Genomic DNA, 22,059 nt, shown 5'->3' with positions numbered 1-22,059 from the left:
ATGAAGAAATGGAATTCTTTCAAAGCTAAAGCTGCGCTTGCATCAACTGCGTTGCTTTCTACACTTGCTCAGGCTGGTCCAGACTTAGGCGCAGCAGAACAACAAGCAACCAACTGGCATGCAATCATCATGTTTGCCATTTTTGTAGGTTTGACTTTATTTATTACCAAATGGGCAGCAAGACAAACCACGAACACTGCTGATTTCTATACCGCAGGGGGTGGAATCTCAGGTTTCCAAAATGGTTTAGCGATCGCAGGTGACTATATGTCAGCAGCATCGTTCCTCGGTATTTCTGCAATGGTGTTTAGCTCAGGCTTTGATGGTCTGCTTTATTCACTTGGCTTCATGGTTGGTTGGCCGATCGTATTGTTCTTGGTGGCTGAACGTCTACGTAACTTAGGTAAGTACAACTTGTCAGATGTGGTGTCATTCCGTCTGGAAGAAAAACCTGTACGTACGCTTGCTGCGATTAGTTCATTGGTGGTTGTGGCATTCTATCTAATTGCACAAATGGTTGGTGCAGGTCAGTTGATCAAACTTCTCTTTGGCTTGAACTATAACATTGCAGTGGTGATCGTCGGTCTTCTGATGATGGCTTATGTTATCTTTGGCGGTATGTTAGCGACCACTTGGGTACAGATCATTAAAGCAGTAATGTTATTGTCTGGTGCGACTTTCATGGCATTTATGGTGATGAAAGCAGTTGGCTTCAGTTTCGCTGAAATGTTTAACCAGTCGATCCAAGTATTCTCTAAAGTACATGACGTGAGCTTTGAAAAAGCAGCTGAAATCATGGGACCAGGAAGTTTAGCGAAAAACCCACTAGATGCTTTATCGCTTGGTTTAGCATTGATGTTCGGTACTGCAGGTTTACCACATATTTTGATGCGTTTCTTTACAGTGAAAGATGCCAAAGAAGCACGTAAATCAGTGGTGGTTGCAACAGGTTTCATTGGTTATTTCTACTTACTTACATTCATCATTGGTTTTGGTGCGATCCTTTTCGTTTCAAACAATCCTCAATTCATTGATGTTGCAAAAATGGCAGTCACTGGCAAGTTAGAGCTTGTTGGTGGTAACAACATGGCAGCGGTTCACTTGTCTGATGCAGTAGGCGGTGACTTGTTCATGGGCTTCATTTCAGCAGTAGCATTCGCAACAATTCTTGCGGTAGTGGCTGGTTTGACATTATCTGGTGCATCTGCAATTTCTCATGACTTGTATGCAAACGTATTGAAAAAAGGTCAAACTACACCTGAATCTGAACTTCGTATGTCTAAAATTGCAACTTTAGGTCTTGCGATCTTTGCAATGATCTTAGGTATTTTGTTCGAAAAACAAAACGTTGCATTCATGGTCGGTTTAGCATTCTCTGTAGCAGCATGTGCAAACTTCCCAGTGCTTGTACTTTCAATGTTCTGGAAAGGTTTAACAACTCGCGGTGCAGTAATTGGTGGTGTTGTTGGTCTCGTAACTGCAGTGACTTTAATTATCTTATCTAAAGCAGTTTGGGTGGATACATTAGGAATCTCTGATACACCGATCAACTCATTTAATGGTCCAGCAATCTTTGCAATGCCATTAGCATTCATCTGCTGTTGGTTATTCTCAGTTACTGATAACTCACCACGTGCGCAAGCAGAACGCAAAGCATTTGATGCACAGTTCGTACGCTCACAAACAGGTATCGGTATCTCTGGCGCATCTGATCACTAAGATCAAACCGAATGAAAATAAAAAGTCCCGTAAGGGGCTTTTTTTATTACTTATGTATGTCCCATCCTAAATAAAGTTGACACTTTTCATTGTTAAATTATGGAGAGTGTTATGACTACACCACTTAAACGAACACAGCGAGATTATAGTCTTGCCTTTAAATTGTCAGTTGTTGACCAAGTTGAAAAAGGCGAATTGACCTATAAGCAAGCACAGGATAAATATGGTATTCAAGGTTGCTCTACCGTTTTGGTTTGGCTTCGTAAGCATGGTAATTTAGATTGGAGTAAAGGAACACCTCCTTACCATTTAGGTCAAACTACTATGTCTGATACACCACTTACGCCAGAGCAACGGATTAAGGAGCTTGAACAACAACTACGTGATACTCAACAGAAAGCTGAATTCTTTGAAGCGGTTGTTGATGTCTTAAAAAGAGATTACGGAGTTAGTATTGTAAAAAAGCCACGAAGCAAGCCATCAAGGAAAAGAAAGAGTTAGGCATAAGTATTGTGCAATGTTGCCGTTATCTTGGCATAACTCGACAAGCCTATTACCAACAATGCCAACGAGATGTCTTGTGAGGTCTAAACAAGATCAAATCATCTTAGAGCAAGTCAAAATGCAAAGGATGTACCATCCCCGTATGGGTACAAGAAAGTTGCAATATCTATTGAATCAGACCAGCCTTACTCACATTGGTCGTGATTATTTATTTGATTTACTTCGGCTTAATCACTTATTGGTAAAACCTAAACGAGCTTATCACAAGACAACTCATAGCCATCATCGCTTTCGTTGTCATCCTAACCGTTTAAAGGCAGGGAATGATCAAGTGATCGTAAAGAGACCTGAACAGTTATGGGTTGCAGACATCACTTATTTACCAACTAAAACAGGTGAAGCATATTTAAGTTTATTCACAGATGCATGTTCAAGAAAAATAGTGGGCTATCATGTTCATAATGATCTAAAAACTGATTCAGTGATACAGGCATATAAGAAAGCCTTGAAGCAACGTAAATCACAAGATGTTGTACTGACTCACCACTCGGATAGGGGGATTCAATATTGTGCTGAGAAATATCAATTCATGCATAAAAAGCATGGAGTGCAGTGTTCAATGACAGATGGATATGACTGTTACCAGAATGCTTTAGCTGAACGAATCAATGGTATTTTAAAAAATGAATATTTACTGCACAAACCTACTGATATTGAAGAAGCAATCAAAATGGTTGCTGAGTCTGTGGACATTTACAATACAAAGCGACCTCACTTTGCCTTAGAATATAAAACGCCCAATGAGGTTCATCAGGCGTTTTATAGTTGAAATAAGTGTCAACTTATTTCAGGACTAGACATTATCTTTATTCAAAATAAATCATATTCATCTCCTTAGAGAAGGAAACAAAAGTTATTCTTCTTTTCAATATGCGCTATACAATAAAATTTCTGTAAGATACACAGCAACATCTTAAAACAACAAAGATCAAAGATAAGGAATATACATGCAAGCTTTATTTCACTTTTGGAAAGGCTTCAAACTTTTGCCTTCTGCATGGTTGCTGTTGGTGCAGCTTAGTATTCTGATCTTGTATTTATTTACCAGTAGCAGTCGTAGCTATCAAATTTTTATGTGGGCACTCGGTGTGTTGGCATTGTTAATTATTGCCAAAGTGATTCGACAAACACCTGTTTATAGTTTTATTGGGCTATTTTTTGTGGGTGCAGCATTTATCTTTTCGATTCTCATGTTGATCGGATTGCGTTCAGTTCCGATGCAAATCACTGCGCATATTTTTGAAGCTTTGGCTTATTTCTGTGCGGCATATGGCTTAGTCCGTTATATGTTTGAAGACCGTTATTTAACCAAAGATGAGCTGTTTGCAGCAGGTGCGGTATTTACCTTGATTGCATGGGGCTTTGCATTTTTATATAGCATTTGTCAGTTGGCAGTTCCGCAAAGTTTTCAAAATCCAAATAATGTTAGTGAATATCAAACTTGGCTGGACTTACTGTTTTTAAGTTTTAGTTTACAGTCAGCAACAGGGTTGTCGGATGTTATTCCTATTGCACCCGCAGCACGGATCATCGCAATGCTACAAATGTTTTGTGGGGTAATGTACTTGGCATTGATCGTTTCTCGGCTGATCGCTTTACATTATGTCGGTCATAAAAATGAATAATTTCAATTAAATAATTTTTACAGTAAGTAAACTGCATCGCTTTTTTATTTGATTTATCATCTATTTGGACTTTTCTGAAGCTGAGTCCATTCTTTTTTCACATCATGTGAATGCCTTTCTTGACCCATAGGGTCTATTCATTAATTAAAAAAATGTGAGGAAAACATGCCCTCCAAAAAGTCATCTTGGTTTGACAATGTCAACCCAAATGTATTTTTCAGTAGTGTTGGAATTATTGTTGTATTTTTAGCATTTGTGATTTTTACCCCAAATGCTTTTGACCTGATGACCAAGCAAATGAATCAGTGGATTACAGATTCATTTAGCTGGTTTTATGTGCTTGCCGTGGCAATTTTCCTGATGGTTTTAGTGTTCATTGCCTTTTCTGATATGGGTAAAATCAAACTCGGCCCTGATCATAGTCAGCCTGACTATAGCAATGGTTCTTGGTTTGCCATGTTGTTTACCGCAGGTATGGGTATCGGTTTAATGTTCTTCGGGGTTGCTGAACCCATTATGCATTATGTCGATCCACCTACAGGCGATCCGCAAACAGTTCAAGCTGCACAACAAGCAATGCGAATTACCTTTTTTCATTGGGGCTTACATGCGTGGGCAATCTATGCTTTGGTTGGTTTAACCTTGGCTTATTTTGCTTTTCGTCATAATCTCCCTTTAAAAGTTCGCTCTGGTTTATATCCCTTAATTGGTAAAAAAATCCATGGGCCAATGGGAGATGCAGTAGACACCTTTGCCACCATTGGAACGGTATTTGGGGTTGCAACTACTTTAGGTTTTGGTGTAACACAAATTAACTCAGGTTTGAGTTATTTATTTGGTTGGGAAAATCAGATCAGTACGCAAATTATGCTGATTATTTTTGTCAGTATCTTAGCGTCATTATCGGTAGGCTTAGGTTTAGATAAAGGGATCAAACGCCTATCTGAATTAAACTTAGTGCTTGCTTTAACTTTATTAGGCTTTGTGTTCTTAGCCAGTTCCAGTATTTATATTCTACAAACTACCATTCAAAATGCTGGGCAATACATCTCTAATTTATTTTCCATGACTTTTAATCTTTATGCCTATCAACCAAGCGGCTGGATTGGTGGTTGGACGATTATGTATTGGGCATGGTGGATTTCATGGTCACCATTTGTGGGGATGTTTATTGCACGTGTGTCACGTGGACGAACCATCCGAGAGTTTATTGTCGGCGTACTACTCATTCCTACAGGTTTTACTTTGATTTGGATGGGGTTCATGGGGAATGCGGCTTTATTTAGTATTCTAGAACAAGGGCATACTAGTTTAATTTCAGCCGTACAAAAAGACTCCTCTGTGGCGTTATTTGAGTTTTTAAGTCATTTACCTTTTGCCAGTATTTCCAGCTTTATTGCAACGATTTTAGTGGTTCTATTCTTTGTAACTTCTGCGGACTCAGGGGCTTTGGTAACAGATTATCTCACAGCAAAATCGGATAATTCTCCAGTGTGGCAACGTCTATTTTGGACAGTGCTTATGGCGGTATTGTCGATTATTTTATTGGTCGTCGGTGGGTTAGGTGCATTGCAATCAGCCACCATGATGAGTGCTTTGCCATTTACCTTGATTATGATGTTGCTGTGTTGGGGCTTACTCAAAGCCTTGCGTTTAGATGTCACCAAAATGAATGCCTTACAAGTCGCACGAATTACCCCGAGAGCGGTACAAAATCCGCGTAGTTGGCAACAACGTTTGGGTTTAATCATGCACTATCCGCATACACGTGATGAAGTGAATGATTATATTCAACATCAAGTACGACAAGCTTTTGAAAATATTCAACGTGAATTTAAACGCCGACATTTACAGGTAAATATTCAAGAAGTCGAGGATGGTTTGGTACTGCGTGTTGACCATCAAAGTGAGTTGAATTTTATTTATAAGGTGCTGACGCATCAAACTGAAGCTGCGAGTTTTATGTTAGACGAACAACATCAGGATATTGAGGAGTTTTATCAGGCTGAAGTGTTTTTACGTGAAGGTGGTCAGGGTTATGATGTGATGGATTGGACGCAAGAAGATCTATTACAAGATATTATTGACCAATACGAACGTCACTTACATTTTTTAAATGTGATTCGTAATTGATTGATTTTTTAATCTATTCGCCCAATCTGTGAATAGATAGTATGATTGAAAATACAGCGCGTAACATGCGCTGTATTTTCAATATCATTGGACATTTAAATTATAAACGTGTTAGAAAGCATACTTTTTAGAACACCCCTTAAAAAAACATTAGTAAAATAGCAGCTTATGCTTTTACTCATTATTTAGCAGCATTGGCTTTGTTTTGTAAGTTTTGCATCTCAGTCAGTAGTGCTTGCTGCATCTCAGTTGCTTTTTTCTGTAATGCATTGATTTCATTCATATCAGGTGGGTTTTTCAAACCTGCTTCAGAAAGCTCTACACCAAGATTATTGGCTTGTTTCATTTTGCTACGAACAGCGTCAACTTCAGAACTTTTTAAAGTGAGAGCATCTAATTCTTTATTGAAGTTTTCAGTGTAACTTTTCATTTTTTCAACAATACCTTCTAATGCGGCTTTGTCATTTTTTTGAGCAGCTTGCGTGACTTCATTTTGAAACTCTAAGGCTTCTTTGGCTTTGTTAGTAGAAAGTGTTTGGATTTGAGTTAAATCGCTTTTGATGTCAGCCGCTACATCTTTACTCAGTGAAACAGCAGCTTGTGTTGCAACAGGTTGATTATCTGTGCTTGTGGTAGCCGCTTCATTTGGTTTTTTATCACATGCAGTTAAAGCAACTGAAGCCATACATAAAGAAGCTAATAATAATTTTTTCATTTTTCACCCTTTCATTTAAATTTATAATGAATCTGATGTAACTTTTTTCAAATTCAAAAAATAAAGCACTAATCATGTACTGATTAGAAATACTTGCTAAATCTTGAGTTGGTTAAAATTTTATTTCTATAGCTATTATGTAGATAAGTATATGAATCCTGCAACAAAACAGCATAATTTGTGGCATTCTGCTTCCAATCTAAACATTGTTGTAATTTTCTTTATATCTCAAGTAATTGAGTTGGTGTTTGCCCTGTATAACGTTTAAAAAATTCAATAAAACTGGAACTTTGCTTATAACCTAGCTCTAAGCTAATCTTTTTAATCGAATTGCCACGATGCAATTGGGTAATGGCATAAATGATTTTACTGCGATTACGCCATTCAGAAATTGACATGGAAAGCTCACGCTGGCTCAACCTTAAAATATGTCGTTCACTGAGTTCAAATTCTGCCAAAACTTGCTGTAAGGTTTCAGCGAAGCGTAACGGATTTGCCAATTGTTTTAAGATCGGTTCTAAAACGGCATGATGACTTTGCGGTAAATATTGATCATAACATGGTGCAAAAGTCAGTTGATCCAATAATACTTGCAATAAATGCTGCTGATAATTTGCCGAATAATTTTTACTTTTTTGATGTGTCAAAATCTCATGTACTGTTTGTCTGAGAAAAGGTTGCACAGTTAAAGTTTGACAGCGTTTTGAAAATTGCTGGCATAGGATTGGATGAAGCCGAATACAAATATAATGTGTAACTTGTTGATCCAAAGCAATAGAACAATGCTCAGTTTGTGGGGGAATCCAAATGCCATAACTTGGCGGTGATAAGTAGCGTTGTTGATCGATAGAAAATTCCAGTAAACCATTTAAACTAAAATTAAAATCTCCCCACAAACAACTATGGGGAGTCACGACATCATCTTTTTGATAATGAAATTCTTCAATTTCAATCCACTGACTGAGTTGAAACATATTTTTAAGCAAATTTTTAAGCAAATGCATATTTTCTAAATCAAATCATCACTTATGAGTTTTCACAGGTGATTTTAGGGTTATTTAGTCCACGTGACCATGTGAAAATTGAAAGCAAAGCCAACACAATAAAACCAAGAACGCTATACAGTAAAATATTGGCATTAAAATGATCGACAATATAACCACCAAAAAGTGAACCGACGGCGATCATCACTTGGAAAAAACCAACAAATAAGGGCATACCTTTTTCGACCGCTTGTGGGGCATGTACAAACATCCAAATATTTGCAGTTGTTGGAAATGCACCAAATGAGAAGCCCCAAAGTGCAGTAAAAATAATTGCGCCGACTTTATAAATTGCAAAAATCGGAAAACAGAAATAGACCACAGCAAAACATAGACTGACAAATGCAAAGGTATAACGCACATTGATATTGCCACTATAACCCGCAAAAGCATTACCAAAAACGCCAGCAACACCATACAGCAAGAGTAAATAACTAATGGTGGTACCATCAAAACCTGCAACATTTTTAAAAAATGGCGCAAGATAACTATAAGAAGAAAAGTGAGCTAAACCTACCAATAAAATAATAATCAAACCTTTACGTGCTTTACTTTCTCTTAATAACGCAGGAAGGTCACGAAAATGAATCGCAGAACTCGGTTTAAGCGTTGGTAAAAACAAAATCTCTAAAAATAAAACCACTGCGCCAACCACAGCCGTCAATAAAAATGCTGTTCGCCAACCGAAAAACTCACTGAGCCATGTTCCTATAGGAACACCTAGAACCGCAGCAAAAGTAACACCTGCCATTACCACAGCCGTTGCTTTGGCGATGGGTAACTGTGAAGGCGCTAATTTTCCACTGAGTGCAATTGCTGTTGCCCAAAAGCCACCGATTGCGATGCCTAATATAAAACGGCTGGCTAATAGCAATTCAAAACTAGAGGAAATTGCGGTAATTAAATTGGCTAGTACCATGACGGCAGTCAGCCCAATTAATAAATAGCGCCGATCCAAAGTCTTTACAGAAACAGGCACCAATGGTGCAGCTAAAGCTGCCATGATGCCAGGTAGAGTAATCACCAAACCTGCTGTACCCACTGAGATATTCAGATCAGTCGCAATCGCATTCAAAACACCAATAGGTAAGAACTCACTGGTCACCAAAGCAAAAGCAGTCACTGCAACAGTGACTAAAGCCAACCAACTGCCGTGGTTTTCACTGGGGGGAGAATCCTGTGTATTTTTTTGAGAAGCACTGGTAATCGTGGACATGGATGTAACTCCTATAGGGATTTTTCTTTAAATAATTAAATAATGATCGTTACAGAAATAAAAAATATTTGATTGAAATGCCCATGTCAATTAATTTAATAATGATTGTTATAAAAAAATATGTGAAGTTTATGACAGAACAGAAAATCACAGCAGTTGAAAATGTTGCACCGATAACCAAGCGTAAACGGGGACGTCCAAAATGCTTTGATGAACAACAGGCCTTACAGCAAGCGATGTTACTTTTTTGGGAATATGGCTATGAAGCAACCTCAATGAGTGATTTAACGCAGACATTGAATTTATCCGCACCGAGCTTATACAGCAGTTTTGGCGATAAATCACAATTATTTCAACGTTGTTTGGAATACTACTTACAACATGAGGCATGCCCGATTGAGCCGATTTTTCAAAGTGCCAAAACAGCAAAAATCGCTATAGAGCTTTATCTTTATGAAAATATAAAACGTTTGGTGCAAGAACATAAACCGACAGGTTGCATGTTGGTAGTGGCTGCGATGAATTGTTCAGAGCAAAATCACTCTCTGCAACAGGATTTATTGTCCAAACGTCAACAAGTAAAGCAACGGATTTATCAGCGTTTGGCGCAAGGTGTCCAAGAAGGCGATCTTTCTGCGCAGGTAAATGTGCAAGAAATGACGGATTTTTATAGCACTGTGATTCAGGGCTTAACTTTACAAGCCAGAGATGGCGTAGACAAAGTTCAGCTCAATCAAGTAGTGAAACATGCGATGCAAGCATGGTGTCTTTTTGAAAAATAAGCCGAATCTTTATTCAATGTCTAAAAAGATCTCGTTATATGGGTGTCTAAACTCAGATATATATGTCTGAAATACGATATTTAAAAGTTTTTGGACTTGCTTAGAATAGAACAGATCTTCTCTAAATGTAATCTAAATCATGAATGAAAAAACGAGCACAGTGTGGTGGGCATTTCTACTGCCTATTCTTGCGGTATTAATCTGGTCAATGAATATTGCAGTTACACGTTATGTCGCTGATTTTATTACACCTGTGAGTATTAGTTTTTATCGTTGGTTGGTGGCTTTTATCGTTTTAACGCCATTTATAGCCAAAAAAACTTGGCAAAATCGGCACTTAATCCGCCAACATTTTTGGCAATTTGCGATCCTGAGTGCTTTTGGTATGGTGCTGTACCAAGGTTTAGCCTATTCCGCAGCGCATCATACCACCGCAACCAATATGGGAATTATTAATGCTTTTATTCCTGTATTTACCATTTTTGTGTCTATGCTGATTTTGCGTGAGATTCCAAATCGCTTTGCAGTGATCGGCAGTATTTTGTCATTCGTTGGGCTTGTGTATGTGATGGCACAGGGTGATTTTGCCAGTTTGCTCGGTTTAGGTGGGCATTCAGGCGATTTCGTGATGATTTTAGCGGTGTTTTTCTATGCTTTTTATGGCGTTTTTCTAAAAAAATGGCAGCTTCAAGTCCCACTTTTGATTAGCCTATATATTCAAATCGGTTTTGCACTGTTGTATCACGTGCCATTTATTTTATGGTATGGCTTGCAAAGTATTGATAGCCATAATGTGGCAAGCGTGTTGTATGCGGGACTTTTCCCATCGTTAATAGCGCCCTTTGTTTGGATGCTGGCGGTACAGTATTTAGGACCAAATCGCACCAGTATTTTTATGAATTTAATGCCCGTGTTTACTGCCATCATTGCATTTTTCTGGCTCAAAGAAGCGTGGACGATTTATCATAGTATCGGTGGGGTCATTATTTTATTAGGCATTGTGTTGGCACAGAAGAAAGTAAACACAGTGCGAGCTATAAAAGTCGTGAATTAAACATGGAAAAGTATAAAAATCACAAATATTTTTATACTTTTTTTATATAACATGAGCGCTAATATATATTAATATGGAATTAAGGAATAACTGATATTATATTTTTTTATAAAATTTGAAGTAAATAGAGTAAGTTATTTTTATTGAAACCCAAATATTTTAGTCGGATTTAAAGGTGCTCTAAGTCTTGTAAAATAAACATGAAATTTGTATTCAACCGAAATTTATAGCATAATAAACCCATAGACAACATGGCACGAAAGTTCATTTATGTTGTTTAAACAGATTTTGAATACCCTCTGGATGTGATACACATCCTTTTTCATGCTCAGCCGACCCTATATGGCTGAGCTTTTTTTTGTCTAAATTTTGATGAATATGCTTGGTTATTTAAATGAAAAATAAATCAAAAGCTTTAGTCTAAGTTTGACCAAAGCATGTTCATTTTTAGCTATTTTAGTTTTCAACTAAGCGCGAATGACTTCGCCTGTCACAGCATCCAAAATTCGACTTGGTTGCTGACTCAGCCCCAAATCACCATTTAAGTAATTAAGTTGTGAGGCAAAATAACGACTTACATCTTGTAAGGAACGGGCAGGTTCTAAACCTGCAGGATTGGCGCTGGTCGAGACAATAAAGCCATCAAAAGCATTACATAAAGCAATACATAAAGGATGAGTGGTAACACGCACCGCAACTTTGGCATGATCGCCTTTAATCCATTGTGGAATGCTTTTATCGGCAGGCAACAACCAAGTGGTAGCTCTTTCTGTTTGTGTGCGATGTGTCCAAGTATGAATCACTTGTTCGCGCATTTTTAAGTCTAAGTTTTCTAATAAATGTTCTACTTGGGAAATTTGCCCCGCAAGTAAGATGACACCTTTTTCGATAGGACGTTGTTTTAAACGTAAAATCTCTAAAAATGCCTGTTCATTCATTGGATCGCAACCTAAGCCCCATACTGCCTCTGTCGGATAGGCAAGTACTTTGCCTTGACGCAGAATTTGTGCAGCTTCAGCAACTGAGGTTGTAAGCATGGATATTTACCTTGTCAGTGATTAAAAGGTTATTGTGAACCTTAATGACTCGCTCGGCAACGTAAGTACAAACCAGATTGCTGAATACATAAGCCTAAAAGTTCTAACTCCATCAGATAACCTGTTAATACTGCAATCTCTAAACCTAATTTTTGATGAAGAATATCAATCTCTTGTCCAACCCAGTCGAGTTGTTGATAGAGTTGAAAAAGATGTTCAGGCAGTTCTGGTAATTTTTCTATTTGTTGCGTTTTCTCTGTATTTTTACATAGCCATTGGGTAGGTAAGGCTAAATCCTCGATAATTTGTTCAGGATGATCGACTAAAATAGCACCCTCACGGATCAGTTGATGACAACCTTGGTGATATTCACTATAAATATGTCCTGGGATCGCAAAGATGATTTTACCTTGTTCTGCAGCCGCTTGTGCGGTGATTAAAGAACCACTTTCTAAAGCTGCTTCAGCCACCAAAACTCCTAAACTCAAGCCACTTACAATACGATTCCGCCTTGGAAAATTAGACTTTAACGGTGGTGTGTTGGGTAAATATAAGGAAATAATCGTCCCTGCATTTTCTAAAATTTGCGTATGTAACTGACGATTTTGTGTCGGATAAATTTGGTCTAAGCCTGTACCGACCACAGCTATTGTGCGTAAGTTTTTTAGTGCGCCCGTATGTGCTGCGGCATCAATCCCTTCTGCCAAACCACTGGTAATAAAAAAGCCTTTTTCACTCAGATAATAAGCAAAATCATAAGCGACTTGCTTGCCATGTGGACTAGGTTTACGACTGCCAACAATGGCAACTTGTGGTTGGCTTAAATTTTGCCAAGCGCCTTGTCCAAATAAAATTGGGGGATGATCAGCATAAGGGAGCAGTTGTTGAGGATAGTGATTGTCATTTTCTAAGAGTATAAAATCACTATGTTGTTTTAATTTTTCCAGACAATGCTGAAAAGCCACTTGTCCAGCATCAGTTAAGAAATCTTGAGCACGTTGAACATGGTTTTTATGGATCGTGACATCTGACCAACGTGCTAAATTTTCAGGTAAAACAGCTTTAGCAACTGAACCAAAGTAGTTTTCTAAACTTTTAAATGCAAGATTTGAATGTTGAACTAAATACCATAATTTGATGGTGTCTAATTGCACATCAGATATAAAGTTCAACATGCGTGTATCACATTTTTAAGTTGTTTTTGGGATTTATTCCGCAATTGCAGGTGTTTGAATTGCCGCACCGACTTTAATAGGTAATGCACTATCAAGCACATAGGCATAACTAAAACGATCAAAGGTTTTGAAAATCATCAACGTGCCTACATTTTGATTTGGTAATTTAACCAACTCTTTGGTTTTTGGATCACGTACAGTTTCACCTTGTTGGTAAATACTAAACACCTGACCTGCTTTTGCTCCGTCAACATTTCCGCGATCAACCGTTACGACACCATGTACAGCTGCTGTACCAATCGAACCTTGTACACGGACAACTTTACCGCCTGCAAGGACTTCGTTCTGTGCAGTTGGGTAGAAAATTGCGGGTAAACCATAGTCATATACAGGCAGAACATAGTCACCACTACGCACTTCAGCATTGTAGCTGTCTGTGAGTTCTAAAGTAGTCACGTCATTTTCACCAGCAATTGCAACCGCAGAAGCGACTTCACTGAGCTCTTGACCTGCATTATATTTTTTGCCATTTGCATCGACAAACATATAAGGCTCAGCTTGACGATAGACACCGTAACGCTGACCAACCACTAGACCATTACCACGTGCATACACAGTCTGACCTGCGCCCGTAATCACACGATTATCCGCTGCACCGATAATATATGGCACACCTGTTAGTGATTCTGGTGACACAATAATGCTGTGTTCTAACCAAGGTTTAATATCTGCACTTGAAATGATTGGAATAGTATTACCAATAGCTTCAACACGTACTTGTGGGCGCAATGACGTACCGCCTTGATGACGACGAATAATACCATCACAGCCATCGCCTTCATCTACCCCAATTAAAGGTCGACCGTTTAAGCTACAAAGCAATAATTTATCACCTGGATAAATCCAATGTGGGTTTTTAACATGGCGGTTACTTGCCCAGATTTCTGGCCAACGCCATGGTTTACTGAGGAAGCGTCCTGCAATATCCCACAAAGTATCACCACGCTTTACCACATAAACATGCGGTGCATTGGCTTTGAGTGACGGCGGATTCTGATTTGGACTTGGTGCAGCATGTGCAACGTCCACTACAGCGATTCCTGCACTTAGGCAGAGTGCTACAGCCAGAACCTGCTTTTTAAACCCCGTGGCATGAATGTTGATGCCATTGAAAAACTTTATCATTATCATAATTCCTGAAATTATGCGTATAAATACGTTATAATTGCATCTTACACACTTTTATTTAATGAAGCATATTCTTCATTTAGTTTTTTAGATCAATGGCATAGCAAGTGAGGATAAGTATGGCCTTATTACCTATTTTAAGTTTTCCTGATCCCCGTTTGCGCACCATTGCAAAACCAGTCAATGAAGTAACGGATCAAATCCGTCAGCTTGCAGCGGATATGTTTGAAACCATGTATGCAGCGCCCGGCATTGGTTTGGCTGCAACACAAGTCGATCATCACATTCAGCTCATCGTTATGGATTTGTCTGAAGATCATGATCAACCAATGGTATTCATTAACCCCAAAGTTACTCCGCTAACAGAAGAAACTCTTCCTTATGAGGAAGGCTGCTTATCTGTGCCTCAAATATACGATAAAGTTGAACGTCCGTCACGTGTCAAAATCCAAGCGCTCAATTTAGAAGGTGAAACTTTTGAAATTGAAGCAGATGGTTTGCTCGCAGTGTGTATCCAACATGAAATCGATCATTTAAATGGTAAATTATTTGTCGATTATTTGTCACCATTAAAACGTCAACGTGCGCGTGAAAAAGTTGAAAAAGTTGTTCGTCAGCGTGAAAAACAGAAAGTTCCTGCAAAACGTTGAGATCAGCTAGGATATTTTGTGGAAGAACAGCCCAATTTTGATTGGGTTTTGTTATACTGTAACAATGAAAATGTTGGGTTAAACATCTTGAAATGTTGTTAAGAAATGGGTTATTGCTAAGTAGCTTAGCAGTATTATTACAGATAGCTGTTTTTTTACAGCCTTTGCTACCGAAGCAATATCAAATTGCACCGGTCTGTGAAACCATTTCCCAAGTTTTAATACAAACCGATTTTTATAAAAAACATCAACATTCCACCCATCATCAACATCTCTCTCATGCACATGCTTTGCATGAAATGAGTGCTCAGCAAGCCAGTCTTGGACATGATCATCATGATCCAAATCATCAATGTCAGTATTGTACGGTGTATGGCAACTTAGTTTTACCTCCAGAACTTGAGGTGAAGCAGGTTTTGGATCGTATTCAAGTTCGCTTGATCGCCTTTCAACAGACATTTAGTCATGTTTGGTTTGTTTTACAGCGTTTATTTCTGATTCCTCAAGGGCGAGCCCCACCACTTTTTACTTAAATTCAGCATTTTTTCTGGGTCTTGATTGACTCCAGTCTAGCTTTATTCAAAATTTAAGTGAGATAGAAAATGGCTCAGCCAAAGTTTTTTTTACAGCCATTGACGGCTGCGATTTGTATTGCGTGTTATTCAGGGAATGTACAGGCAGAGCAAGAAATACAACAGTTGGCTCCTGTGGTCATGACAGCACAAAAAGCCAATGATGCCAATGGTTTGATTGTCCGTGCAGACCCTAAACAACCGATTCAACCTGTCCCTGCAACCGATGGTGCAGACTATTTACAAAGTATTCCTGGCTTTAGTTCCATTAAAAACGGTGGAACCAATGGTGATGTCACGTTTAGAGGCATGTTTGGTTCACGTATCAAAGTATTGACGGATGGCACAGAAAATTTAGGTGCATGTCCAGCACGTATGGATGCGCCAACCTCTTATATTCAACCAGAAAGTTTTGATCGTATTACGGTGACCAAAGGGCCGCAAACCGTTCAATATGCCAATACGGGTTCAGCAGCAACGGTGATTTTTGAGCGTCAAAAACCAAAATTGTTTGAAGATAAAAAATATACAGGTCAAACCAGCGCTTTGGTTGGTTCATATGGACGTATTGATCAAAATGTCGAAGCCATTGTCGGTGATGAACAAAAATATATGCGCTTAAATGCAGGGCGTTCTGAGTCAAATAGTTATCAGGATGGCGATGGTCATACCGTACCTTCAGCTTGGGAACGTTGGAATGCTGATCTTGCATTAGGTTGGACACCTGATGCGGATACATGGGTGGAGCTGACAGGTGGTAAATCTGATGGTGAAGCACTGTATGCAGGGCGTGATATGGATGGTTCGAAGTTTGCCCGTGAAAGTTTAGGTTTAAGATTTGAGAAAAAGAATCTGACCGATGTGATTAAAAAAGTCGAAGGACAAGTTAACTACAGTTATAACGATCATGTGATGGATAATTTTAGATTGCGGACACCAACACCTAAGATGGTGATGAGTAATCACACTCATAAAATGGTTGCAAATAATTCTGAAATGGAAGTAACACGACGTACATTGAATTCTCGTTTAGCCATGACAATGGACTTAAATGGTATTGAGTTACTTACAGGTGTAGATTCACAACGCAATAAACATGGTGGAGATATGGTTTCTCCAAACATGAATATGCCATTTGCGCATGACAAACGTTTCCAATCTTATGGTGGCTTTGCTGAGTTGACTTATCCACTCAATCCACAAAATAAAATTGTGACTGGTGCAAGAGTGGATGCAGTTAAAATTGATGATTTAAAAACCCATCAAGATCGCAGTGAAACATTACCAAGTGGCTTTATTCGCTTAGAAAATAAAAACCTCAATCATGACTTAAAAAGTTATATTGGTTTAGGTTATGTCGAAAGAGTGCCAGATTATTGGGAGCTAAGAACGGACTATCAAGTTGAGCAAAACGCATCATTTAATCATTTAAAAAATGAAAAAACAGTCCAGTTAGATTTAGGTACTCAGTTTAAACATGAGCAATGGAATGCATGGGCTTCTGCATATGTAGGCTTAATCCAAGATTATATCTTAATGAATTACGTTGAGAAAAAATCTGGCATGGGCGGTATGCATATGGGGCATGATATGGGAGGAATGGGACATTCCACTATGCATGGTGCCGAAGATAAAAAGCAAATGACCACATTATCAGCGAATGTCGACGCAACCATTGTAGGCGCAGAAGCAGGTATTGGCTATGATTTTACAGATGCAATCCAGTCAGATGTGAGTCTTGCCTATGCATGGGGTGAAAACACCAGTGACAATACAGCTTTGCCACAAATCGCACCCTTGGAAGGGCGTTTTAACTTACGCTATGTTCAAGACAAATATACGTTAGGACTACTTTGGCGTGTGGTTGCCAAGCAAGATCGTATCAGTCTCAATCAAGGCAATATCGTGGGTTATGATATGGGTGAGAGTAAAAGCTTTAATACACTGGCTTTGAACGCATCTTATAACTTAGCTAAAGATATTAACCTTGCAGTCGGTGTGGATAATGTCTTAGACAAGACTTATACAGAACATTTAAACAAAGCTGGCAGTTCAGGTTTTGGCTTTGCCAGCAATGAACAATTCAACAATATTGGACGTAACTATTGGGCAAGAATGAGTATTAAATTCTAATCTCAACTATTTAAGTCTTAAGTTAATTCAATAGACAGAAGCCATTGTATTTATACAATGGCTTCTTTAATGATGAGCATTTCAATACTGAAAGTTTTAAAGAATACTACTGATGCATACTGGCTAATTGTTTGCCCGAGTTTTGATAAAGCTCAAGACTATATTCTTGTTCTGATCGTCCATGTTTCTGTAAATATTGACTTAATTTATCACTATATTTAGCGCCATTATAAAGTAAAGTATTTTTAGTCATTAAATAAAAGGGATACCATGCGATCGTTCGTGGTTTTAAGCCTAAATTCTTCATTTTACGTTGACCAATAAAAAATTGTGTAATATCTAAATGATTTTTATAAGCTTTCTTTTGCATAAACGCATTAAAGTATTTGTAATGTCGTTCAAACGGCTCTTTCGACAAACTTTTTGCTAAAGCTCTACTGCTTTCATCAGTTTTGGGGTGTGCATAATCCATCCATTTTAACAGCTTCCATGCCTCTGATTCTTTCTCAACTAACCATTGCTCATCGATACCCATAAGCCAACCTGTGTATTTCCAAAAATGCATCACTGCTTCAGATTCAGCTTTACTTGGAAAAATCCCAATAGCACGCACACCCAGCAAAAGCACAGCGCTAAAGGCAATATTGGTCATGGCTTGGTCATATTGGTTAATTGGCACTCCCCAAAAAGATCTGTCCCAATCTTTTGATTTATTGAGTTGGTAACGAACCAGAGCATGAATAAAACGCACGTAAACCGTTGAAGTAAAACCAAGATTAAAACGATCAAAGCTATTTTCCTGAGTAATATCTAACCACCACTTATAGGTTTCAGCTAAGCGTTTACCTGCATACTTGCTGAGCGCACCTGTCATGATCAAGGGTTGGTTAAAGCCTGGATATTGATAGCCCGTCATTAAAGCCACATCACGCAGAATGAATGTTCCATTTGAACCTAAACGATGGGTAAATCGAATAGCAGTTTCGAGTTTATTTTTATCTAACCAAGAGGGTGTTTGTTCAATATGATGAAAAAATTGAGTAAGTACAGGAACTTCATGTGGGAGTCGATCTAAACCCTGATACAAGGCAGTCTCAAATAGTTTACGATTTTGTCTAGGATTGCTCATTACCCATTGCATGACCTCATCCATAGCCACATCACCTGTTTGCAAGGCGGTATTTAAACGCAAATATTCTGCATAAGTCGGTTGGAGTTTTTGCTTGGTTAAATAACTAAAAAGTTTAGATTCAAGATTAGTTTGAGCCATTTTCTCGAAGGATGCTAAACGTTTAGGGAGCGTTAAACTTTCCATTGTAAAGTTATTCCAGCTAATGTTTAATCAAACTCTAATATGAATAATTATTCGCATTCAATTCGTATTTTATAGTGCTATAAAATGCTTTAAAAATGAGTCAGAAAAATGAGAAAAAAACCTCAACAGCAAAGAGCAATTCAGATTGTGAATGATATTTTGGAAGCGACGCAGCTTTGCATTGCTGAGCAGGGGATATTACAAGTGAGCACCCCGAAAATTTCAGAAAAATCAGGGGTAAGTGTTGGCTCTATCTATCAATATTTTGAAAATAAAGAACAAATTATTGAGGAATTGTTGCGTAGAAAAAGTGAAAATTTAGGTTTGGCACTCAAACAACTGGCAACTCAAAAAGAACAAATATCATTAGAGGAGCTTATTCCGCTCAGCATTCAGTTTGGTTTTGACATGATGAAAGCGGATGGCGGTTTTTTTATAGAAGTATTAAAACACTGGCATGGTTATATCAATTCAGAGGCTGCACAGATTGTAGAGCAGCATTTTTTAGAAGTAGGGATTTATGTGTTTAATCAATTTTTTCAACACTGGAGCTTTGAAATGTTGAAAAATAAATCTTTTGTTATTATTAATAGCACGTTATTTACCATGATGCGTTATGCCAGTAATGATAATTTTCTTATTTCAGAACAACAACTTAAAAAAGAATTAACTTTAATGATTTTGGCTTATTTAGAGGTTGGAAATATAAATAAAAATGCGTGAAAAATAAATTTATTATTAAAAATAATAGCTTAGTGTGATTTTGGTTTAAAATTTAGACATGCGAATAATTAATTTTATAAAAAGTGTTGCAAGCTTAATTTTTTCCCCTATAATGCACATCCATTGGCGGTGATGAAGATTAAAACTTCTGATAAAACAGTGGCTTAGCATGAAATGGTTGAGTTGGGTTTTAGTAGGAAGGATTAAAAATAGTTTTCATTATCAGTTGACTTTCTGGTTTAAGAGAGTAATATAGCCGACCTAGCTTGATGCTGACGAAGCATTGAGAAGATCATTAAGAGAATATGAAGAACAACTTGTGTGGATTTTTACTGATTGATTAATCGAAATATTATCATTGATTGATTGGTTTAAATTACTCGAAGTTTATTTGAGAGAATTTGTCAGTAATTGATGAGCCAGAATTGGTGTCTTATTCTATAATAAAGGCACAAATGATTTTAACTGAAGAGTTTGATCATGGCTCAGATTGAACGCTGGCGGCAGGCTTAACACATGCAAGTCGAGCGGGGGAGGTTGCTTCGGTAACTGACCTAGCGGCGGACGGGTGAGTAATACTTAGGAATCTGCCTATTAGTGGGGGACAACATTCCGAAAGGGATGCTAATACCGCATACGCCCTACGGGGGAAAGCAGGGGATCACTTGTGACCTTGCGCTAATAGATGAGCCTAAGTCGGATTAGCTAGTTGGTGGGGTAAAGGCCTACCAAGGCGACGATCTGTAGCGGGTCTGAGAGGATGATCCGCCACACTGGGACTGAGACACGGCCCAGACTCCTACGGGAGGCAGCAGTGGGGAATATTGGACAATGGGGGGAACCCTGATCCAGCCATGCCGCGTGTGTGAAGAAGGCCTTATGGTTGTAAAGCACTTTAAGCGAGGAGGAGGCTCTTTTGGTTAATACCCAAGATGAGTGGACGTTACTCGCAGAATAAGCACCGGCTAACTCTGTGCCAGCAGCCGCGGTAATACAGAGGGTGCGAGCGTTAATCGGATTTACTGGGCGTAAAGCGTACGTAGGCGGCTTTTTAAGTCGGATGTGAAATCCCCGAGCTTAACTTGGGAATTGCATTCGATACTGGGAAGCTAGAGTATGGGAGAGGATGGTAGAATTCCAGGTGTAGCGGTGAAATGCGTAGAGATCTGGAGGAATACCGATGGCGAAGGCAGCCATCTGGCCTAATACTGACGCTGAGGTACGAAAGCATGGGGAGCAAACAGGATTAGATACCCTGGTAGTCCATGCCGTAAACGATGTCTACTAGCCGTTGGGGCCTTTGAGGCTTTAGTGGCGCAGCTAACGCGATAAGTAGACCGCCTGGGGAGTACGGTCGCAAGACTAAAACTCAAATGAATTGACGGGGGCCCGCACAAGCGGTGGAGCATGTGGTTTAATTCGATGCAACGCGAAGAACCTTACCTGGTCTTGACATAGTAGAAACTTTCCAGAGATGGATTGGTGCCTTCGGGAATCTACATACAGGTGCTGCATGGCTGTCGTCAGCTCGTGTCGTGAGATGTTGGGTTAAGTCCCGCAACGAGCGCAACCCTTTTCCTTACTTGCCAGCATTTCGGATGGGAACTTTAAGGATACTGCCAGTGACAAACTGGAGGAAGGCGGGGACGACGTCAAGTCATCATGGCCCTTACGACCAGGGCTACACACGTGCTACAATGGTCGGTACAAAGGGTTGCTACCTAGCGATAGGATGCTAATCTCAAAAAGCCGATCGTAGTCCGGATTGGAGTCTGCAACTCGACTCCATGAAGTCGGAATCGCTAGTAATCGCGGATCAGAATGCCGCGGTGAATACGTTCCCGGGCCTTGTACACACCGCCCGTCACACCATGGGAGTTTATTGCACCAGAAGTAGGTAGTCTAACCGCAAGGAGGACGCTTACCACGGTGTGGTCGACGACTGGGGTGAAGTCGTAACAAGGTAGCCGTAGGGGAACCTGCGGCTGGATCACCTCCTTAACGAAAGATTGACGATTGGTAAGAATCCACAACAAGTTGTTCTTCATTGATGTATCTGAGGGTCTGTAGCTCAGTTGGTTAGAGCACACGCTTGATAAGCGTGGGGTCACAAGTTCAAGTCTTGTCAGACCCACCACTACTGATAAGAGTGCAGAAAAGCAGAATACATTAAGATCTTAACTGGGGACTTAGCTTAGTTGGTAGAGCGCCTGCTTTGCACGCAGGAGGTCAGGAGTTCGACTCTCCTAGTCTCCACCATGTACTTTAAAGAGTACGGGCTAAATAATAGATTATAGAAATTAATGAATTTGATGAAAATTGAATTGATTAATTTCTGTGATTTATCACAGTTTACTACTTGCTGACGAGGCGGTAGTTAATCATTAACAGAATATATTTGAGTTGAAATAAATT

The 22,059-nt window shown here is 39.0% G+C and carries 16 protein-coding genes, 2 tRNA genes, 1 rRNA gene and 1 pseudogene; 13 read left to right on the top strand and 7 right to left on the bottom strand.

The genetic code is table 11. From position 1 onward, the window contains the following. The 4 genes and pseudogenes from HUS24_RS09645 to HUS24_RS09630 all read left to right on the top strand — a co-directional run bounded on the left by HUS24_RS09645 (window position 1) and on the right by HUS24_RS09630 (window position 6,041). Window positions 1-1,719 carry a cation acetate symporter gene (locus HUS24_RS09645; RefSeq protein WP_173911829.1) on the top strand — a complete coding sequence of 573 codons (1,719 nt, stop codon included), beginning with the start codon at window positions 1-3 and terminating at the stop codon, window positions 1,717-1,719. Window positions 1,720-1,830: 111 nt separating this feature from the next. Beyond that, window positions 1,831-3,052: pseudogene (locus tag HUS24_RS09640) on the top strand (IS3 family transposase). A gap of 178 nt (window positions 3,053-3,230) precedes the next feature. Then, a complete protein-coding gene (locus HUS24_RS09635) occupies window positions 3,231-3,908 on the top strand; it encodes an ion channel (protein ID WP_173911828.1) in 678 nt (225 codons plus the stop codon). A gap of 165 nt (window positions 3,909-4,073) precedes the next feature. Next, window positions 4,074-6,041: a choline BCCT transporter BetT gene (locus HUS24_RS09630; protein ID WP_173911827.1), complete on the top strand. Its 1,968-nt coding sequence runs from the start codon at window positions 4,074-4,076 to the stop codon at window positions 6,039-6,041. Window positions 6,042-6,222: 181 nt separating this feature from the next. Here HUS24_RS09630 and HUS24_RS09625 read toward each other — a convergent pair whose 3' ends face one another. From HUS24_RS09625 to HUS24_RS09615, 3 genes are all read right to left on the bottom strand, one after another. Continuing rightward, window positions 6,223-6,756: a hypothetical protein gene (locus HUS24_RS09625; protein WP_173911826.1), complete on the bottom strand. Its 534-nt coding sequence runs from the start codon at window positions 6,754-6,756 to the stop codon at window positions 6,223-6,225. A 221-nt stretch (window positions 6,757-6,977) separates the two neighbouring features. Beyond that, window positions 6,978-7,730 carry an AraC family transcriptional regulator gene (locus HUS24_RS09620; protein WP_173911825.1) on the bottom strand — a complete coding sequence of 251 codons (753 nt, stop codon included), beginning with the start codon at window positions 7,728-7,730 and terminating at the stop codon, window positions 6,978-6,980. A gap of 52 nt (window positions 7,731-7,782) precedes the next feature. Further along, window positions 7,783-9,015 carry an MFS transporter gene (locus tag HUS24_RS09615; protein WP_173911824.1) on the bottom strand — a complete coding sequence of 411 codons (1,233 nt, stop codon included), beginning with the start codon at window positions 9,013-9,015 and terminating at the stop codon, window positions 7,783-7,785. A 131-nt stretch (window positions 9,016-9,146) separates the two neighbouring features. Between HUS24_RS09615 and HUS24_RS09610 the strand changes: the two genes are divergently transcribed. Further along, a complete protein-coding gene (locus HUS24_RS09610) occupies window positions 9,147-9,797 on the top strand; it encodes a TetR/AcrR family transcriptional regulator (RefSeq protein ID WP_254433842.1) in 651 nt (216 codons plus the stop codon). Between the two features lie 139 nt (window positions 9,798-9,936). Beyond that, window positions 9,937-10,851 carry a DMT family transporter gene (locus HUS24_RS09605; RefSeq protein WP_173911823.1) on the top strand — a complete coding sequence of 305 codons (915 nt, stop codon included), beginning with the start codon at window positions 9,937-9,939 and terminating at the stop codon, window positions 10,849-10,851. A gap of 467 nt (window positions 10,852-11,318) precedes the next feature. Here HUS24_RS09605 and HUS24_RS09600 read toward each other — a convergent pair whose 3' ends face one another. From HUS24_RS09600 to HUS24_RS09590, 3 genes are read right to left on the bottom strand one after another with little or no spacing between them, the layout of a single operon-like run. Continuing rightward, on the bottom strand, window positions 11,319-11,888 hold the full coding sequence (locus tag HUS24_RS09600; RefSeq protein WP_173911822.1) for an L-threonylcarbamoyladenylate synthase: 570 nt from the start codon (window positions 11,886-11,888) through the stop codon (window positions 11,319-11,321). Between the two features lie 41 nt (window positions 11,889-11,929). Beyond that, complete coding sequence (gene dprA / locus HUS24_RS09595; protein WP_173911821.1) at window positions 11,930-13,063, bottom strand: DNA-processing protein DprA; 1,134 nt, start codon at window positions 13,061-13,063, stop codon at window positions 11,930-11,932. Between the two features lie 33 nt (window positions 13,064-13,096). Then, window positions 13,097-14,248, bottom strand: a complete 1,152-nt coding sequence (locus HUS24_RS09590; RefSeq protein ID WP_173911820.1) for a LysM peptidoglycan-binding domain-containing protein — start codon at window positions 14,246-14,248, stop codon at window positions 13,097-13,099. A 122-nt stretch (window positions 14,249-14,370) separates the two neighbouring features. Between HUS24_RS09590 and def the strand changes: the two genes are divergently transcribed. From def to HUS24_RS09575, 3 genes are all read left to right on the top strand, one after another. Continuing rightward, window positions 14,371-14,901 carry a peptide deformylase gene (gene def / locus HUS24_RS09585; RefSeq protein ID WP_173911819.1) on the top strand — a complete coding sequence of 177 codons (531 nt, stop codon included), beginning with the start codon at window positions 14,371-14,373 and terminating at the stop codon, window positions 14,899-14,901. 92 nt (window positions 14,902-14,993) lie between these two features. After that, the gene (locus HUS24_RS09580) at window positions 14,994-15,434 is read left to right on the top strand and encodes a DUF2946 family protein (protein ID WP_173911818.1); all 441 of its coding nucleotides are present in this window, start codon (window positions 14,994-14,996) and stop codon (window positions 15,432-15,434) included. Between the two features lie 69 nt (window positions 15,435-15,503). Further along, window positions 15,504-17,606 (top strand): TonB-dependent copper receptor, encoded by a 2,103-nt coding sequence (locus HUS24_RS09575; protein WP_173911817.1) that lies wholly within the window; start codon window positions 15,504-15,506, stop codon window positions 17,604-17,606. A 106-nt stretch (window positions 17,607-17,712) separates the two neighbouring features. On the opposite strand, the gene HUS24_RS09570 is transcribed toward HUS24_RS09575, so the two are convergent. Continuing rightward, complete coding sequence (locus tag HUS24_RS09570) at window positions 17,713-18,921, bottom strand: oxygenase MpaB family protein (RefSeq protein WP_173911816.1); 1,209 nt, start codon at window positions 18,919-18,921, stop codon at window positions 17,713-17,715. 108 nt (window positions 18,922-19,029) lie between these two features. On the opposite strand from HUS24_RS09570, the gene HUS24_RS09565 reads away from it, so the two are divergent. From HUS24_RS09565 to HUS24_RS09550, 4 genes are all read left to right on the top strand, one after another. After that, window positions 19,030-19,644: a TetR/AcrR family transcriptional regulator gene (locus HUS24_RS09565; RefSeq protein ID WP_173911815.1), complete on the top strand. Its 615-nt coding sequence runs from the start codon at window positions 19,030-19,032 to the stop codon at window positions 19,642-19,644. Between the two features lie 462 nt (window positions 19,645-20,106). Then, a 16S ribosomal RNA gene (locus HUS24_RS09560) occupies window positions 20,107-21,645 on the top strand. Window positions 21,646-21,704: 59 nt separating this feature from the next. Further along, window positions 21,705-21,781, top strand: a tRNA-Ile gene (locus tag HUS24_RS09555). 46 nt (window positions 21,782-21,827) lie between these two features. Beyond that, window positions 21,828-21,903: transfer RNA gene (locus tag HUS24_RS09550), tRNA-Ala, on the top strand. Window positions 21,904-22,059 lie beyond the last annotated feature (156 nt).

It is taken from the genome of Acinetobacter sp. Marseille-Q1618 (genome assembly GCF_902809855.1).
Lineage (GTDB): Bacteria > Pseudomonadota > Gammaproteobacteria > Pseudomonadales > Moraxellaceae > Acinetobacter.
This window is presented reverse-complemented; position numbering and strand designations above follow the sequence as displayed.